Source organism: Streptomyces sp. NPDC002754, from assembly GCF_053592315.1.
In genome coordinates this window covers 1-16,080 of record NZ_JBSFVM010000054.1, presented here as the reverse complement: position 1 = coordinate 16,080, position 16,080 = coordinate 1, and the positions used below count along the sequence as shown (strand labels likewise).

Annotated in this window: 20 protein-coding genes; 14 read left to right on the top strand and 6 right to left on the bottom strand. The window is 71.4% G+C overall.

Features of this window, described 5'->3' with window-relative positions; translation table 11 throughout:
- Positions 1 to 9: 9 nt before the first annotated feature.
- The 11 genes from ligD to ACWD2L_RS39735 all read left to right on the top strand — a co-directional run bounded on the left by ligD (position 10) and on the right by ACWD2L_RS39735 (position 6,072).
- The gene (gene ligD / locus ACWD2L_RS39785; RefSeq protein ID WP_351342308.1) at positions 10 to 897 is read left to right on the top strand and encodes a non-homologous end-joining DNA ligase; all 888 of its coding nucleotides are present in this window, start codon (positions 10 to 12) and stop codon (positions 895 to 897) included.
- A gap of 44 nt (positions 898 to 941) precedes the next feature.
- Positions 942 to 1,274 (top strand): gas vesicle protein GvpO, encoded by a 333-nt coding sequence (locus ACWD2L_RS39780; protein WP_351342306.1) that lies wholly within the window; start codon positions 942 to 944, stop codon positions 1,272 to 1,274.
- Positions 1,275 to 1,340: 66 nt separating this feature from the next.
- On the top strand, positions 1,341 to 1,760 hold the full coding sequence (locus ACWD2L_RS39775; RefSeq protein WP_351342304.1) for a gas vesicle structural protein GvpA: 420 nt from the start codon (positions 1,341 to 1,343) through the stop codon (positions 1,758 to 1,760).
- Positions 1,757 to 2,506: a GvpL/GvpF family gas vesicle protein gene (locus ACWD2L_RS39770; RefSeq protein WP_351342303.1), complete on the top strand. Its 750-nt coding sequence runs from the start codon at positions 1,757 to 1,759 to the stop codon at positions 2,504 to 2,506. Before ACWD2L_RS39775 ends, ACWD2L_RS39770 begins: the two co-directional genes overlap by 4 nt.
- Before the next feature lie 4 nt (positions 2,507 to 2,510).
- Positions 2,511 to 2,735: a gas vesicle protein GvpG gene (locus ACWD2L_RS39765; RefSeq protein ID WP_351342301.1), complete on the top strand. Its 225-nt coding sequence runs from the start codon at positions 2,511 to 2,513 to the stop codon at positions 2,733 to 2,735.
- Positions 2,732 to 3,409 (top strand): DNA primase, encoded by a 678-nt coding sequence (locus ACWD2L_RS39760; RefSeq protein ID WP_351342299.1) that lies wholly within the window; start codon positions 2,732 to 2,734, stop codon positions 3,407 to 3,409. The genes ACWD2L_RS39765 and ACWD2L_RS39760 overlap by 4 nt, the downstream gene beginning before the upstream one ends.
- Complete coding sequence (locus tag ACWD2L_RS39755) at positions 3,396 to 4,475, top strand: SRPBCC family protein (RefSeq protein ID WP_351342297.1); 1,080 nt, start codon at positions 3,396 to 3,398, stop codon at positions 4,473 to 4,475. The genes ACWD2L_RS39760 and ACWD2L_RS39755 overlap by 14 nt, the downstream gene beginning before the upstream one ends.
- Complete coding sequence (locus ACWD2L_RS39750; RefSeq protein ID WP_351342295.1) at positions 4,472 to 4,816, top strand: gas vesicle protein; 345 nt, start codon at positions 4,472 to 4,474, stop codon at positions 4,814 to 4,816. The genes ACWD2L_RS39755 and ACWD2L_RS39750 overlap by 4 nt, the downstream gene beginning before the upstream one ends.
- Complete coding sequence (locus ACWD2L_RS39745; RefSeq protein ID WP_351342293.1) at positions 4,813 to 5,604, top strand: GvpL/GvpF family gas vesicle protein; 792 nt, start codon at positions 4,813 to 4,815, stop codon at positions 5,602 to 5,604. Before ACWD2L_RS39750 ends, ACWD2L_RS39745 begins: the two co-directional genes overlap by 4 nt.
- Positions 5,601 to 5,798 carry a gas vesicle protein gene (locus tag ACWD2L_RS39740; RefSeq protein WP_351342291.1) on the top strand — a complete coding sequence of 66 codons (198 nt, stop codon included), beginning with the start codon at positions 5,601 to 5,603 and terminating at the stop codon, positions 5,796 to 5,798. Before ACWD2L_RS39745 ends, ACWD2L_RS39740 begins: the two co-directional genes overlap by 4 nt.
- Positions 5,791 to 6,072, top strand: a complete 282-nt coding sequence (locus ACWD2L_RS39735) for a gas vesicle protein K (protein WP_351342290.1) — start codon at positions 5,791 to 5,793, stop codon at positions 6,070 to 6,072. The genes ACWD2L_RS39740 and ACWD2L_RS39735 overlap by 8 nt, the downstream gene beginning before the upstream one ends.
- Positions 6,073 to 6,084: 12 nt before the next feature.
- Here ACWD2L_RS39735 and ACWD2L_RS39730 read toward each other — a convergent pair whose 3' ends face one another.
- Both ACWD2L_RS39730 and ACWD2L_RS39725 read right to left on the bottom strand, forming a co-directional pair.
- Entirely contained in the window at positions 6,085 to 6,906 is an 822-nt protein-coding gene (locus tag ACWD2L_RS39730) for a class I SAM-dependent methyltransferase (RefSeq protein ID WP_351342288.1), read from the bottom strand.
- A gap of 121 nt (positions 6,907 to 7,027) precedes the next feature.
- Complete coding sequence (locus ACWD2L_RS39725; RefSeq protein ID WP_351342286.1) at positions 7,028 to 8,539, bottom strand: bifunctional phosphatase PAP2/diacylglycerol kinase family protein; 1,512 nt, start codon at positions 8,537 to 8,539, stop codon at positions 7,028 to 7,030.
- A 93-nt stretch (positions 8,540 to 8,632) separates the two neighbouring features.
- On the opposite strand from ACWD2L_RS39725, the gene ACWD2L_RS39720 reads away from it, so the two are divergent.
- On the top strand, positions 8,633 to 10,255 hold the full coding sequence (locus tag ACWD2L_RS39720) for an ABC-F family ATP-binding cassette domain-containing protein (RefSeq protein ID WP_351342284.1): 1,623 nt from the start codon (positions 8,633 to 8,635) through the stop codon (positions 10,253 to 10,255).
- 286 nt (positions 10,256 to 10,541) lie between these two features.
- Here the strand turns inward: ACWD2L_RS39720 and ACWD2L_RS39715 are convergent, their stop codons facing one another.
- The 3 genes from ACWD2L_RS39715 to ACWD2L_RS39705 form a co-directional block, all read right to left on the bottom strand.
- On the bottom strand, positions 10,542 to 11,579 hold the full coding sequence (locus tag ACWD2L_RS39715) for a baeRF2 domain-containing protein (protein ID WP_351342282.1): 1,038 nt from the start codon (positions 11,577 to 11,579) through the stop codon (positions 10,542 to 10,544).
- A 44-nt stretch (positions 11,580 to 11,623) separates the two neighbouring features.
- Positions 11,624 to 12,166: a type 1 glutamine amidotransferase domain-containing protein gene (locus ACWD2L_RS39710; RefSeq protein WP_351342280.1), complete on the bottom strand. Its 543-nt coding sequence runs from the start codon at positions 12,164 to 12,166 to the stop codon at positions 11,624 to 11,626.
- 71 nt (positions 12,167 to 12,237) lie between these two features.
- Positions 12,238 to 12,678 (bottom strand): CBS domain-containing protein, encoded by a 441-nt coding sequence (locus tag ACWD2L_RS39705; RefSeq protein ID WP_351342278.1) that lies wholly within the window; start codon positions 12,676 to 12,678, stop codon positions 12,238 to 12,240.
- A gap of 406 nt (positions 12,679 to 13,084) precedes the next feature.
- Between ACWD2L_RS39705 and ACWD2L_RS39700 the strand changes: the two genes are divergently transcribed.
- Positions 13,085 to 13,903: an RNA polymerase sigma factor SigF gene (locus tag ACWD2L_RS39700; protein ID WP_351342276.1), complete on the top strand. Its 819-nt coding sequence runs from the start codon at positions 13,085 to 13,087 to the stop codon at positions 13,901 to 13,903.
- A gap of 23 nt (positions 13,904 to 13,926) precedes the next feature.
- Here the strand turns inward: ACWD2L_RS39700 and ACWD2L_RS39695 are convergent, their stop codons facing one another.
- Positions 13,927 to 15,060 carry a PAS domain-containing protein gene (locus tag ACWD2L_RS39695; RefSeq protein ID WP_351342274.1) on the bottom strand — a complete coding sequence of 378 codons (1,134 nt, stop codon included), beginning with the start codon at positions 15,058 to 15,060 and terminating at the stop codon, positions 13,927 to 13,929.
- A 74-nt stretch (positions 15,061 to 15,134) separates the two neighbouring features.
- Here ACWD2L_RS39695 and ACWD2L_RS39690 point away from each other — a divergent pair, with 74 nt between their 5' ends.
- Positions 15,135 to 15,899, top strand: a complete 765-nt coding sequence (locus ACWD2L_RS39690) for an ANTAR domain-containing response regulator (RefSeq protein WP_351342272.1) — start codon at positions 15,135 to 15,137, stop codon at positions 15,897 to 15,899.
- Positions 15,900 to 16,080 lie beyond the last annotated feature (181 nt).

Genomic DNA, 16,080 nt, shown 5'->3' with positions numbered 1-16,080 from the left:
GAGGCCCCGATGGCGGACCACCGCACCGTAGAAGTCCAGCGCCCGCGCAAGGTGCTGCTGCCGGACGGGATCACCAAGGCCGACCTCGCCGACTACCACCGGGCCATCGCCCCGCACATGCTCCCGCACCTGCGCCACCGCCCCCTGATGCTCGAACGCCACCCCGACGGCCTCGACGGCCCCCGGTTCATGCAGAAGGACACCCCGGACCACTACCCGGACTGGATCCACCGCGCAGAGGTGCCGAAGGAGGGTGGCACGGTCACCCACACCGTGTGCGACGACACCGACACCCTGATCTTCCTGGTCGATCAGGCCGCCCTCACCCTGCACCGCTGGCTGTCCCGCGCCGACGACATCGACCGCCCCGACCGGCTCGTCTTCGACCTCGACCCGTCCGCGGACGACTTCGAGACCGTGCGCGACGCGGCCCGCCTGACGCACGGGATACTGGACGACCTGGGCCTGCCCAACGCCCCGATGACCACAGGATCCCGCGGCGTCCACGTCGTCGTACCCCTCGACAGGAGCCAGGACTTCGACGAGGTGCGGGACTTCGCGCGGCAGGTCGCCGAAACGCTCGTCGGCGAACACCCCGACACGCTCACCACGGCCCCGCGCAAGAAGGACCGCGGCGACCGCCTCTTCCTGGACGTGCTGCGCAACGCCTACGCCCAGACGGCCGTCGCCCCGTACTCGGTGCGCGCCAAGCCGGGCGCCCCCGTGGCGACGCCCCTGACCTGGCAACAGCTCGGCGCCCCCACGGTCGACGCCCAGCACTGGACCATCGCGAACGCCGTCGAGCAGGCCCGTACGGACCCGTGGGACGGCCTCCTCGGCAGGGGCCGCTCGCTCGGCCCCGCCTGGCGCAAACTCCAGGCACGGCAAGGCAGTTGAGGTTTGTCGTCGGCTTCTGTGGAGACTCGGTGACCGAGGCTGCCATGACAGACACACATAAGACGCAAGCGTCGTCGGAGCGCAAGCGCGGCGACGACAAGTCCACCGAGGCGGAAGGCACACCGGGCCCGATGGAGGTGCTGCGCGAAGCTCGCACCCAGCTGGCGGAGCTCACCGGAATGGCGGCCGAGTCCGTGTCGTCCTTCGAACGCACAGAGGAAGGCTGGGAGCTGGAGGTCGAAGTCCTCGAAGTCTCCCGTGTCCCCGACACGATGAGCCTGTTGGCGAGCTACCAGGTGAGCCTGGACGCCAAGGGCATGCTCACCGGCTACCGGCGCGTCCGCCGTTACGAGCGCGGACGCACGGAGCGCAAGTAGCCCGCCGCTCCGCCTCGTACCGCGCACCACACAGACGAGTCAGCGAAGTAAGGAGGGCCGGTCTTTATGACCGTCGTCCCCGCACAACAGTCAGGCGGCAGTGGCGGTACAAGTGGTCTGTACGACGTACTCGAACTCGTACTGGACCGCGGCATCGTCATTGACGCGTTCGTCCGTGTCTCGCTGGTCGGCATCGAGATCCTGAAGATCGACGTCAGGGTCGTGATCGCCAGTGTCGACACCTACCTCCGGTTCGCCGAGGCCTGCAATCGCCTCGACCTGGAGACCGGGTCCAAGAAGCCGTCCGGGCTGACCGACATGGTCGGCGACAGCATGGAGTCCGGCGCGCGCGGCAAGACCAAGGGCGCCCTGTCCGGCGCGGCCGAGACCATATCCGACGCGTTCAGCCAGGCCCGCGACGAGGGGCAGGCCGAGCCGAGGCGCGCCCGCCGCGCCCCGAGCCGCCGTAAGGAGGAGCAGGAGTGACCAGCACCTACATCTACGGCATCGCGAGCGCCGGCCACCCGTCGCTGCCCGACGGTATGGGCGGCATCGGCGACCCGGCCCGCACGGTCCGCGTCGTCAAGGAGGGGTCGCTCGCCGCGGTCGTCAGCGAGGCCCCCGACGACCTGCGGCCCAAGCGCCGCGACCTGCTCGCCCACCAGAGCGTGCTCGCCGAGGCGGGCGGCGGCGGACCGGTGCTGCCGATGCGCTTCGGGAGCCTCGCCCCCGACGACCAGGCGGTCGCCGACGTGCTCGCCGAGCGTGCCGACCACTACCAGGAGCGCCTGAGCGCCCTGGAGGGCAAGGTCGAGTACAACGTCAAGGCGCAGCACGACGAAGAGGCCGTACTGCACCGGGTGATGGCCGAGAGCCCCGAGGTCCGCACCCTGGCCGACGCCAACCGGCAGGCGGGCGGCGGCGGTTACGAGGAACGGCTGAAGCTCGGTGAACTCGTCGTGGCGGCCGTGCAGGCCCGCGAGGCGGCGGACGCCGTCGAGCTGCAGCAGCTGCTCGAACCCTCCGCTTCCGCGATGTCGACCGGGCCCGAGAGCACCGGCTGGCTGGCGAACATCTCCTTCCTCGTCGAGCAGAAGGCGTCCGAGCACTTCCTCGCGGCCGTCGAGCAGGTCCGCGGCAGCCACTCGCACATCGAGCTCACCGTCAACGGCCCGCTCCCGCCGTACAGCTTCGTGGAGCCGGGGCCCGCAGCGCCCGCCGGGACGGAGTGAGCCCATGGGCCTCATCAGCGAAGTGCTCCTGCTGCCGCTCGCGCCGGTGCGCGGATCCATGTGGGCGATGCGGCAGGTACTCACGGAGGCCGAGCGGCAGTACTACGACCCGGCGGCCATCCGTGCCGAACTCGCCCGGCTGGAAGAGCAGTTGGTGTCGGGCGAGATCGATCAAGCGACATTCGACCGGCTCGAGGACCAGCTCCTCGACCGTATGGAGGGACGATGAATCGAGCAGCGCTCGGCCTCGCGGTAGGGGCCGGCTATTTCCTCGGGCGTACGAAGAAGATGAAACTCGCGTTCGCCGTCGGCACGATGGTCGCGGGCAAGCGGCTCAAGCTGAGCCCGCGCGCCCTGCTCGACCTGGCGAACCAGCAACTGGCGAACAACCCGCAGTTCAAGGAGATCGGCGACCAGCTCCGTGAGGACCTGCGCGGCGTCGGCAAGGCGGCGTCGGGTGCGCTGGTGGAGCGGCAGGTCGAAGGCATTGCCGGCCGGCTGCACGACCGTACGCAGGGTGTGCGCGACCAGATCGCGGGCGTCGCCCCGGACGTGGACGACGTGCGCGACGCGGGGGAGCGGGTGACCGGGAACATTCCGGGACGCCGCCGCTCCGGCGAGGACGAGCATGACGGCGAGGCCGCGTACGACGACGAGTCCTACGAGGACGCCGCGTACGAGGACGAGCAGGACGAGGCCTCCGACTCGTCTACGGACGATACGCAGACGAGGACGGCGCGGAAGCCGGCCCCCGCCAAGCGTGCCCCCGCGAAGAAGACCGCCGCCAAGCGTGCCCCCGCGAAGAAGAGCGCGGCGCAGAAGCCGCCGGCGAAGAAGACCGCCGCCAAGCGGACAGTGAGCGCCGGCTCCCGTGGCGAGAAGGGAGGACGTGACCGTGGCTGACTCCGACAACAAGAACCCGCTGAGCGGTCTCGCCCAGAGCGAGGCGGCCGACCACCTCAAGTCCGAACTGCAGGACTACCTCGCGGCGCAGACCCAGCGGCTGCTGATGGGCGCGGGCCGCAAGCTCGGCGAGACGACCGTCAAACTGAACGGCATCGCCGACGGCAGCAGCCCCGGTTTCGCCAAGCTCGCGCTCGACGGCGGCCGCAAACTCGCGGAGGGCAAGGGCCCGTTGCGCAGCGCCGTGGAACTGGGCGCCGGACGGCTCAAGGACAACGTCGTCGGCGCGTTCAAGGGCCTCGGCGGCAAGGGCAAGAGCAAGGGCGGCGCGGGCAAGAAGCCCACCGTCATCATGGAGTTCGTCGACGTCGGCGTCGATCTGCGCACCGCGTACGACCAGTGGACTCAGTACCAGGAGTTCAGCACTTTCGCGAAGGGTGTCAAGAACGCCAACCGCGCCGACGACACCACGTCCGACTGGCAGCTCAAGGTCTTCTGGTCCAACCGGAGCTGGAAGGCGCGCACCACCGAACAGGTGCCGGACGAGCGGATCCAGTGGACGTCGGAGGGCGCCAAGGGCACCACGAAGGGCGTCATCACCTTCCACAAGCTGGCCGACCGGCTCACCCGGGTGCTGATGATCATCGAGTACTACCCCAAGGGCCTGTTCGAGAAGACCGGCAACATCTGGCGCGCCCAGGGCCGCAGGGCACGTCTGGACCTCAAGCACTTCACGCGCTTCGTGACGTTCAAGGGCGAGGCGAGCGACGGCTGGCGTGGCGAGATCCAGGACGGTGAGGTCGTGCTCTCGCACGAGGACGCGATCGCCGAAGAGGAAGAGCAGGAGCGGGAGTCCGAAGACTCCGAGGAGCCCGACGAGTCCGAGGACTACGAAGACGAGGCCGACGAGACCGACGAGGAGACGGACGAAGAGGAGCCCGAGGCCGAATACGAGGAGTACGAGGACGAGGCCGACTCCGAGCCCGCCGACGAGGAGGCGGACGAGTACGAGGACGACGAGACCGAGCGGGAGCGTGAACACGCCGGGAGCGGGGCCCGCCGATGACAACGGCGAGCCGCCTCCCCGATCCCTACCAGAATGGCGGCGGGGCCAACCTCGCCGACATCCTGGAGCGCGTCCTCGACAAGGGCATCGTCATCGCGGGCGACATCCGGATCAACCTGCTCGACATCGAACTCCTCACCATCAAACTGCGCCTGATCGTCGCCTCGGTCGACAAGGCCAAGGAGATGGGCATCGACTGGTGGGAGGACGACCCGGCCCTCTCCTCGGGCGCCCGCCGCAAGGAACTCGCGAAGGAGAACGCCGAGTTGAAGCAGCGCATCGCCGAACTCGACGAACTCACCGAAGGTGAACCGGCCGAGAGGAAGAGGGGGTCGGCGTGAGCACGGACGAACCGCGCGAACCGCAAGAGCTGCGCTACGTGTACGCCGTGTGCCACCCGCTCGGCGCCCCGCTCCAGGCCGAACTCACCGGCGTGGCGGGCGCCCCGCCCCGGCAGCTCGAGCACCAGGGCCTCGTCGCGGTCGTCGGCCCCGTGCCGGAGCGGGACTTCGCCGAGGCCCCGCTCCGGTCCCACCTGGAGGACCTGGACTGGCTCACCGAGACGGCCCGCGCCCACCAGAACGTGATCGCCGCGCTCACCACGGTCACCAGCCCGCTCCCGCTGCGCCTCGCCACGGTCTTCCGTGACGACAGCGCCGTACGGCTGATGATGGAGCAGGAGGAGCGGCGCTTTCGCGCGGGCCTGGACCGCCTCGCGGGGCGCGTCGAGTGGGGCGTGAAGGTGTACGTCGAGGAGCCTGAGACCGCCGCTCCGGCAGCACCCGCGCCGGCCGCTTCCGGACGCGACTACCTGCGCCGACGCCGCGCCGAGCGCACGGCGCGCGACGACACCTGGCGGCGCGCCGAAGGTTTCGCGCAGGAGCTGCACGACGACCTGTCTCGGCACGCCGTACACACCCGCGTGCACCCGCCGCAGAACCCGGAACTCTCCCGCGTCAGCGGCATGAACGTGCTCAACGCGGCGTATCTCGTGGAGCGTTCGGGCGCGGAGGAGTTCGTGGAGCGGGTGGACGCGACGAAGGGCCGGGAGCCGGATCTGCGGGTCGAACTGACCGGACCGTGGGCGGGCTACTCGTTCACGGCGGAAGACGAGGAGGCGGACGCGTGACGGTCGTCGAACGGCGTGAGATCGCCCTGGTCGACCTCCTCGACCGGCTGCTCGCGGGCGGCGTCGTCCTCGCCGGGGACGTCACCCTGCGCATCGCCGATGTCGACCTGGTACGCATCGATCTCAACGCCCTGATCAGCTCGGTGAACGAGCAAGTGCCCTCGCCCTGGCCGGAGGTGACGAACGGTGAGTGAAGGACGCCGCATCGAACTGGACCAGGACACGGTCGAGCGCGACCTGATGAAGCTCGTCCTCACCCTCGTCGAGCTGCTGCGACAGCTCATGGAGCGGCAGGCGGTCCGCCGCTTCGACCTCGGCGATCTGACGGAGGATCAAGAGGAGCGGGTCGGGCTGACCCTGATGCTCCTGGAGGACCGCATGGAGCAGCTCCGTGAGCGCTACGGGCTGCGGCCCGAGGACCTGAACATCGACCTCGGACCGCTGGGCCCGCTGCTGCCCCGCGGCTGAACCGCCGCGCGGTCAGCGGGGTTTGCGGCAGAGGATCTCCCCGTGCAGCACGCCGAACCACGCGTCCTCGTGCGTGCCCCACTCGCGCCACGCCTGTGACACGGCGTCGAGCTGCTCGGGCGTCGCGTGCCCGCCGCCCGTCGCACGCTCGGCGTAGGCGGAGGCCAGCGTGCGGTCCGCCCACAGCCCGCTCCACCAGGCGATCTCCTCGGGCGTCGAGTAGCACCAGGTGCCGGCGGAGCACGTGAGGTCCTCCGGCGCGAAACCGGCCTTCAGGGCCCATGACTTCAGGAAGCGTCCGGCGTCCGGCTCGCCGCCGTTGTCGCGGGTGACCCGCTCGTAGAGGTCCAGCCAGTCGTCCATGGCGGGCAGCCGCGGGAACCAGGAGAACGCCGCGTAGTCGGACTCCCGTACGGCGATGATCCCGCCCGGCTTCGTCACCCGCCGCATCTCGCGCAGCGCCTGCACCGGATCGCCCACGTGCTGCAGCACCTGGTGCGCGTGCACGACGCAGAACGTGTCGTCCGGCCAGTCGAGCGCGTGCACGTCGGCCGTGGTGAAGTCGACGTTTTTCAGGCCCCGTTCGGCGGCCGTGGCGCGCGCCTGGTCCAGGATGCCCTCGGCGTGGTCGGCGCCGGTGACATGCCCGTCGGGGGCCAGCTCGGCCAGGTCCGCGGTGATGGTGCCGGGGCCGCACCCGATGTCCAGGATCTTCATGTGTGGCTTGAGCGAGTCGAGCAGGTAGGCCGCCGAGTTGGCGGCGGTGCGCCAGGTGTGCGAGCGGAGCACGGACTCGTGGTGTCCGTGGGTGTATACGGCGGTCTCCTGCGGCATGGCTCGATCCCTTCGCGTACGGCGGACCGTCGGGAGCCCCTGCCCCCGACGGTCCGATCACGGTACGCTCGCCAGCCGTATTGTGAGATACCCGTCTTGAATAATGGACTTCGGGGTCGGGTCAGAGCAGCGAGTGCGGCCGGTACACACGCAGCCCCTCGTGCTTCTTGTCCACCCACAACTCCCCGCCGCACTCGGTGACTTCACCGTCGTAGGCGAGCGGGGTGCCGGGCGCCACGCCGTCCACCCGCAGCCGGGTCAGGCGGGTCGCCGCGTGGAACGGCGAGCGGGACAGCGGGCCCGAGAGCGCCGCCGCGAGCAGCCGCAGGCCGGGCAGCCGGCCGCCGTCCACCGTGCGCACGTCGAGCAGGCCATCGGCCAGGTTCGCGCGCCGGCCCGCCGTCAAGCCCATTCGCCGGTACGTGCAGTTACCGGCGAACAGCAGCCACAACGGCCGCTGCCTGCCCTGCAGTTCAACGCTCAGCGGATGGTCGCGGCGCAGCACGTACAGCGCCGCCACGACGTCCGCGAGGCGCCCGCCGAGCCGCCCCGACCACTTCTCCCGCTCCCGCACCAGCTCCGGATAGGCGCCCAGGCTGAAGGTGTTGAGGAAGATTCCGGAACCCTGGTCGGACCTGAATCGGCCCACGTCCACGGCGACCGCGTGCCCGCCCTCGACGGCACTCACCAGATCACCGGTGTCCTCGATGCCGAGGTCGTACGCGAAGTGGTTGAGGGTGCCGCCGGGCAGCACCGCGAGCGGCAGGTCGTGCCGGAGCGCCACCCGCGCGGCCGTGTTCACGGAGCCGTCGCCACCCGAGATGCCGAGCGCGCGGGCGCGCGACGCCGCCTTGTCCAGCTGCTGCTCCAGTTCCTCGCCGGTGCACTCGATGTACTCGGCGTGCGGCAGCGAGTCCCGCAGGGCCCGTACCCGCTCCGGGGTGCCCGCCCCACTGTTCACGATCATCACCAGGCCCTCGCCGCCCGGCAGCGCCGGCACATCGTCCACCAGGGGCCGGCCCGGCGCCGGTAGCTGGTCGCGGGTCGGCACCAGGCCACGTACCGCGAAGGCGGCGCCCGCGCCGAGGGCCGCGCCCGCGAGGACATCGGCGGGGAAGTGGGCGCCCGTGTAGATGCGGGACGCCGCGACCGAGAACGCCACGGGGGCGACGAGCGCGCCGAGGCCACGGGACTCCAGGGCCACGCCCGTCGCGAAGGCCGCGGCCGAGGCCGAGTGCCCGGACGGGAACGAGGTCGTGAACGGCTGCCGCTTCAGGCGGCGCACCAGCGGCACCGGGTCGAGCGCGGGCCGCGCCCGGCGCACCGAGCGCTTCCCGAGGGTGTTGATGGTGGCCGAGGCGAGCGCGAGGGATGCCACGCCGCGGACGGCGGCCCGGCGGGCGCGCGGCGACCCGGACACGGCGAGGGCCCCGCCCACCGCGAACCACAGCACACCGTGGTTCGCGGACCGGCTCAGGCGCGGCAGGATCCGCTCGGCGCCCGGCCAGCGCGCTCCCGCGGCGAACTCGAAGACGCGCAGATCGAGGGCGGCGAGCCGGTCGCGCAACGTCGGCGGCACCGGCGGTGACGTTTCAAAGGTCGGACCCGAAGAGAACGGCTTCAGCTTTGGCATGGGTCACGCCTACCCCGGCAGGTGGCCCGCACCCGACCCTGTCCGGACAATGCGTTTGCCCGTCACCCGCACGGGCGTCCAGAATGCGGGATCATGGGACATCTGGAAGCGGCACATCTTGAGTACTACCTCCCCGACGGGAGGGCGCTGCTGGGCGATGTCTCGTTCCGGGTCGGCGAGGGCGCGGTCGTCGCGCTCGTCGGGCCGAACGGAGCGGGCAAGACGACGCTGCTGCGACTGATCTCCGGCGAGCTGCGGCCGCACGGCGGCTCCGTCACGGTCGGCGGCGGGCTCGGCGTGATGCGCCAGTTCGTGGGCGCGGTCCGCGACGAGACGACCGTCCGCGACCTCCTCGTATCGGTGTCATCGCCGCGCATCCGGGAGGCGGCGAAGGCGGTCGACGAGGCCGAGCACCTGATCATGACCGTCGACGACGAGGCCGCGCAGATGTCGTACGCGCAGGCCCTCTCCGACTGGGCCGAGGCGCAGGGCTACGAGGCGGAGACCCTCTGGGACATGTGCACGATGGCCGCGCTGGGCGTGCCGTACGACAAGGCCCAGTTCCGCGAGGTGAGCACGCTCTCCGGCGGCGAGCAGAAGCGCCTCGTCCTGGAAGCCCTCCTCCGCGGCACGGACGAGGTCCTGCTCCTCGACGAGCCGGACAACTACCTGGACGTCCCCGGCAAGCGCTGGCTGGAGGAGAAGCTCCGCGAGACCCGCAAGACGGTCCTGTTCGTCTCTCACGACCGGGAGCTGCTCGCCCGCTCCGCGGAGAAGATCGTCAGCGTCGAGCCGAGCCCCGGCGGGGCCGACGCGTGGGTGCACGGCGGGGGTTTCTCGACGTACCACGAGGCGCGCCAGGAGCGTTTCGCGCGCTTCGAGGAGCTGCGGCGGCGCTGGGACGAGAAGCACGCGCAGCTGAAGAAGCTCGTGGTCAACCTGCGGCAGGCGGCCTCCGTCAGCCACGAAATGGCCTCCCGGTACGCGGCGGCGCAGACGCGCCTGCGCAAGTTCGAGGAGGCGGGGCCGCCGCCGGAGCCGCCGCGCGAGCAGGACATCACCATGCGCCTGAAGGGCGGCCGCACCGGCATCCGGGCGGTCACCTGCGAGAACCTCGAACTCACCGGCCTCATGCAGCCCTTCTCGCTGGAGGTCTTCTACGGCGAGCGGGTCGCGGTCCTCGGTTCGAACGGCTCGGGGAAGTCGCACTTCCTGCGGCTGCTCGCGGGAGACGACTCCGTGGGGCACACGGGTTTGTGGAAGCTCGGCGCGCGCGTCGTGCCAGGCCACTTCGCCCAGACCCACGCCCACCCCGAGCTCCAGGGCCGGCCGCTGCTCGACATCCTGTGGCGCGACCACGCGAAGGACAAGGGGGCGGCGATGTCGCTGCTCCGCCGGTACGAGTTGACGGCGCAGGCCGAGCAGAAGTTCGAGCGGCTGTCGGGTGGGCAGCAGGCCCGTTTCCAGATCCTGCTGCTCGAACTGGAGGGCGCGACCGCGCTGCTCCTCGACGAGCCCACGGACAACCTCGACCTGGAGTCGGCCGAGGCCCTCCAGGAGGGCCTCGAATCCTTCGACGGCACGGTCCTCGCGGTCACCCACGACCGCTGGTTCGCCCGCTCCTTCGACCGGTACCTGGTCTTCGGCTCGGACGGCCACGTCCGCGAGACACCTGAGCCGGTGTGGGACGAGCGGCGGGTGGACCGGTCCCGGTAGCTGTTGCGGCCCCCGTCGTAACGGCCTCGGGGCTCCGCCCCGGACCCCGCTGCTCAATCGCCGTAGAGGCTTGAAAGATCGCCTCAATCGCCGGGCGGGGCTTGATATGCCCACCGTCGACGGGGCCTGAAGTGCCCAACTGTCGGCGTGACTTGAGTCGAATCAAGCCCCTGCGGCGATTGAGCAGCGGGGTATGGGGCAGAGCCACAAATTCAGCCCCTCCGGCGTTTGAGGCGCGGGGTCCGGCGTTTGAGCCCCGGGAGCGTGACGCCGGGTGGGCGGAAGGTTATTCGGACCAGCGCAAGAGGGCTCCGAGGCCTCCCGCCGGTCCCGCCGAGGGGTCGGCGGGGGACACCGACAGCCCACCCGCCCCACTCGCGGCAGCACACCGCATCAGCGCATCATCCGCCCTCGCCGACACCACCTCACCCGCGCCAAGTGCCTCCGCATCCGCCCGGCGCACGCCGAGTTGGTCCGGGCCGTCGCCCACCCACACCTCACGATGCGCGTCGGACCCGTCCGAGCGGATCAGCAGCTCCGCGATCCGGTGCTCACGCGCCGCGTCCACCAACGCCGGCACACCCTCCGCCGCAGCCTCCCCCTGACCACGCGCCTCGGCGAACAGCGCCAGGTCGTGCGCGGCGCGCCGCGCCACGTGTTCCGCCCTGGCCTGCTCCAGCTCGCCGTCGAGGAGCCGGCTCCCGGCCCCGTGCCGGGCGCGGACGACCGAGCCGTGCAGGCCGGCGGGGAGCCGCTCCCGTACGGCGACGCACTCCCGGTCGTCGCCGACCAGCACCACGAGGTCGGCCCGTGTCTTGGCCTGGCAGCGCTCCAACGCCCCCGCGATCTCACCGGCGTTGTGCTCCAAGGTGTTCTCCACGCGCAACTGGGAGTGCCGCTCCGTCGACTCCCCGCGCGCGGAGCGCAGTTCGAAGTCGGCGCCGGCCCGGTCGACGTACGCGACCAGGCACAGCGGGTCCTCGCCCGCGAGGTCGAGCAGCGGCGTCGTGTGCGGCAGCGCCGCCCAGCGCGCCGACGTCTGCCCCGGCGGCGTGCTCAGCGGCGGGTCGAGGACGACCTCGCCGTCGCGTCCGAAGAAGGCCCGGCCGACGGGTTCGCGCGAGTGCCGCAGATCCTCGACCGCGGACCGCATCGCGTGACACGTCGCCTCGTCCGCCCCGGCCGCTGCAAGCGCACGCTGTACGCCCTGCGCTTCCAACGACCGCTCGTCCGGGGTGGATTCGTTGTGCCGTGACGTGTCGACGTACACGGAGGCCCAGGGGCCGGGACGATTGCACAGGGGATGGAGGAACGCGAGGTCCATGGCTGCCTCCGAAAGTCGTGGGTACGTGGGGGCGGAACGCCGCCTCAGGTGCCGCTGACCTGCTTCAGCAGCGCCGCGTCGAAGGCCTTGAGGTCGTCCGGGCGGCGGCTGGTCACCAGCACGTTCGGCCCGGCCGTGCAGACCTTCACCTGCTCGTCGACCCAGGTGCCGCCCGCGTTGCGGATGTCGGTGGCCAGGCTCGGGTACGAGGTCAGCGTGCGGTCGCGGACCACGTCCGCCTCGACCAGCGTCCACGGCGCGTGGCAGATCGCCGCGACCGGCAGGCCCCGGTCGAAGAAGTCCCGTACGAACGCGACCGCGTCGCGATCCGTGCGCAACTGGTCCGGGTTGGCCACGCCACCCGGCAGCACCAGCGCGTCGAAGCCGTCCGCCGACGACCCGAGGGACGCCACGGTCTTGTCGACCGGGAACTTGTCCGCCCTGTCGAGGTGGTCAAAGGCCTGGATCTCTCCCTGCTTGGTCGATACGAGCACGGGTTCGCCGCCCGCGTCCCGCACCGCCTGCCAGGGATCGGTCAGCTCAATCTGCTCGGTCCCCTCCGGCGCCACCAGGAACGCGATACGCATCGTCGGTCAACTCCCTTGCCGCATAGTGCTGTTCAGTGATCTCTCGGGTCGATCAGTCGATCGGTCCGGGGTCAGGTCCGCGTGCCGCTCGCCCAGCCGTCCGGATCGGCGCCGCTGATGTCGGCGAGCGCGGAGGCAGGGTCCTGCGTCAGCGCCAGATCGCCCAGGCTGACCATCCCGACCGCGCGCCCGTCCTGCACCACCGGAAGGCGGCGCACGGCGTACTCGCGCATCAGCGCGACCGCGGCGGACACGTCGTCGTCCGGTCCGATCGCCACCGGATGCGGAGTGCACACCGCCTCGGCGCTCACCGTGAGCGGATCGGCCCCGTCGGCCACGGCCCGCAGCGCGATGTCACGGTCCGTGAGCACACCCACGACCTGTGTCTCGTCCGCCACCAGTACATCCCCGATGTCCTGCGCCCGCATCAGCTGGGCGGCCTCGACCAGCGAGGCGTCGGGGCGTACCGCGACCACGCCGGGTGTCATGACTTCCCTCACCACATCGGCCATCGCAATCCGGCCTTTCCGCGTCTCGGGTGCACTGTGATTCCGGCCCCTGTACCCGACCGGCCCGGAGCCAACACCCGTCCTTTGTCCGGGTCTCGGCCAGGTCCTCGACGCGTACCCGACCGCTTCGCGGTGACACCTGGTGGTTTGCCCGAGCCGGGCCGAGCAGCGTGAACGTGCGGGCCCGGCCCGTTGAGCGCACGCTGGAGATGCCGCAGTGTTTGCGGCGATGCCTCAGGGGCAGGCGAAAGAAAGTGCTTCGGACAGGAGGCACGTCCGTGGGAGGGATACGACCGCGTCGTATCCTCTGGATCCGCAGGATCGCCCCGGGTGTGTCCGATTCGTCTTGCGGGCGCAACTCCCACGGTGACCACCGAACCCAAGGCACCTCCCAGGGAGTTCGATCCAGATGCGTACGTGTACCAGCTCACCCCGGAACCCGGTGAAGCCCGGTGGACGCCACCCGCACGACGACGCCCCCGACACCGCCGAGGCTTTCGCCCAGCTGTCCGACATGCCCGACGGGCCCGAGCGCGCCGAACTGCGCCATGACGTCGTGGAGGCATGGCTGCCGATGGCCGACCGGCTCGCCGGACGGTTCCGCAACCGCGGCGAGTCCTACGAGGATCTGCGGCAGGTGGCCGCTCTCGGCCTGGTCAAGGCCGTGGACCGATACAACCCGGAGCTCGGCAACGCCTTCGAGAGCTACGCCGTGCCCACCGTGACCGGCGAGATCAAGCGGCACTTCCGCGACCACATGTGGACCCTGCACGTGCCGCGCCGCGTCCAGGATCTGCGTAACAGGGTCCGGTTCGCGCAGCACGAGCTCTCCGCGACCATCTCGGGGCGCGCCCCGACCCTCGCGGAGATCGCCGCGCACGCCAACATGACCGAGGACGAGGCCCGTTCCGGCCTGGAAGCGCTGGAGAGCTTCACCGCGCTGTCCCTCGACGCGGAGCTGCCCGGCAGCGAGGACGGCTACTCGCTGTCCGACGCGCTCGGCGACGCCGACCCCGCGCTCGACGTCGTCGTCGACCGCGAGGCCGTCAAGCCGCGGATAGCGGAGCTGCCCGAGCGCGAGCGGGAGATCCTCTACATGCGGTTCTTCGGCGACATGACGCAGAGCCGGATCGCCGAGCAACTCGGCATCTCGCAGATGCACGTGTCCCGGCTGATCAGCCGCTGCTGCGACCGCCTGCGGGACCAGATCCTGGCGGACGCCGCGTAGCCCCCGTGCCGCGGCGTGTGGCCCTATTTCCGCATCGCCAACGCGATGTGACGGGCCATCATGTCGAGCGTCTTCGCCTCCGCCATCGAGAAGGCGAGGCGGCCCGCGGACCGGAACAGGGTGAGCACACCCTGGACCGGTTCGCCGGGCGCGGGGATCAACGGCACGCACAGAAGCGAGGTGACATCGGCGCGGACGAGCACCGGCGCCCCCGAAGCGTCGTCGCCCAGGGCCCGCAGATCCTCCGGGCGCACGAGCAGCGTCGGTGCCCCGCCGCGCGCCGCCTCGACGACGAGCGGGCTCGCGGCGGGGTCCTGCGCGGCGATGTCGCGCACGGCCTCGTCGTCCGCGCCGAGCACCTCCGTACGCTCCAGCCGCGTGGCCCCCTTGTCGGCCACCACCCAGTCCGCGAACCGGCCGTGCAGCACGTGGGCGGCGCGCCGCAGAAGTTCCGCCGGGTCGCCCACGGGGCCGCCGAGCAGCTCCCGCGCCATCGCGTCGAGCAGGTCGGTGAGCGCGGCGTGCCGGGTCGTCTCCGCGAGGTCGGGGACGGGCGCGGCGGGCCGGGCCGACGCGGGCCTGACGGTGGCGTCGTCCGCGGGCTGCAGGATCGCGAGGACCGTGGTGCGCCGCTCGGTGCCCGGACGCAGGCCCGTGAGGACCGTACGGACGGGGGCGTGCGGGTTCTGCTGCAGATGCACGATCAGGCCGCGGTCCCCCTCGCCGCGGGCCACCGCCGCGACCTGCGAACGGAACGCGGCCCGGTCGGCGTGCGCCAGGAACCCGGTCAGCGGGCGGCCCGTCGCGTATCCGGCGCGTACGCCCGTGAAGCTCGTCGCCGCGAAGTTGAGGCGGCGGACCACCGCCTCGCGGTCCACGAGCGCCACCGGCAGCGGAAGGCGCTGGAAGACGGCGCGCAGCAGCTGTTGCTCGTGCCGATCGGCCACCGCGTTGCGGCTCGGGCCCGTGCCTGTGCCCGTCGCATCGCCCTGCTGGGGTTGCGGCCACAACTTTCCTGCTACATGGTCGAGTTCGAAGAGTGCCGCGTCGAGGACGGCGGGCAGTTCCGCCGTCGACAGCGAGCGCGCGGTCTTCAGCTCCGCCACCCGGCGCACGAAGTCCGCAAGTTCTTCATCGAATTCCTCCATCTGCGCCATGCCCAGAACGTATCCCGCTCCCGCGTTTTCGGGAGCGCGGTACGGGAAGCCGAGCGACAAGGAGGCTTGAACCGATGCGACAGTACGTGCCGGCCGATCAGGACGACGACGCGGCCCAGGTCGGAAGCCATCCGGTGGCGCTGGGGCAGCGCGCCACGGGGACATCAGAAGCGGGGCTCCCCGCCCGGCGGCTCTCGGAGCTCGCCGAAGGGGCGCTCCGGTCCACCGCCGAGTGCTGCGGAGCCGTCGCTACGGCGAGTGACGGCACCGACGAGCGGCCGACGGCGGTGACCCACCCCGATCTCGCCGCGCTCGTCTCCGTGCAGGACCGCTTCGGCGACGGGCCGATACCGGCGGCCGAGGAGGGCGGTGACCCGGTCGACGCCAGTGACCTGCTGAACGACCGGCGCTGGCCCGACTACCGTGCGCTCGCCCTGGATTCCGGGGTGCGCTCCAGCGTCACCCTTCCGTTCCGCAGCGGTGGGCTCACGGTCACGCTCAGCCTGTACAGCTTCCGGGCCGGTTCCCTGGAGGCCGCGTCGCACGGGCCGATCCGCGCGCTCGGTGACCTGGCCGCGAGCTGTCTGGTGCGCGACCGGTCCTACCAGGAGGCGCTCACCGAGGTCGACCAGCTGGGTTCGGCGCTGCGGTCGCGGCCCGTGGTGGACCAGGCCTGCGGCATCGTCATGCATGTGCTGGGGTGCGCGCCGGACGACGCGTTCGGTGTGCTGCGTCGGATCTCGCAGAGGACGAACCGGAAATTGGCGGATGTCGCGTCCGCTGTCGTCGAGCGGCGGGGGCGTGGGCTGGAACGCGAGTTCACCGCGTTGGCGGAGTGACCGTCCGCGGCGCGGCCCCGGGCCGGCCACCCGCCCCCACGCCACGGGGCTCCGCCCCGGACCCCGCGCCTCAATCGCCGGCGGGGCTTGATAGATCAAGCCCCAGCGGCGGAGGGGCATTTCAAGCCCCTGCGGCGATTGAGCAGCGGGGTCCGGGGCAGAGCCCCGGCCTTCCGGCCCG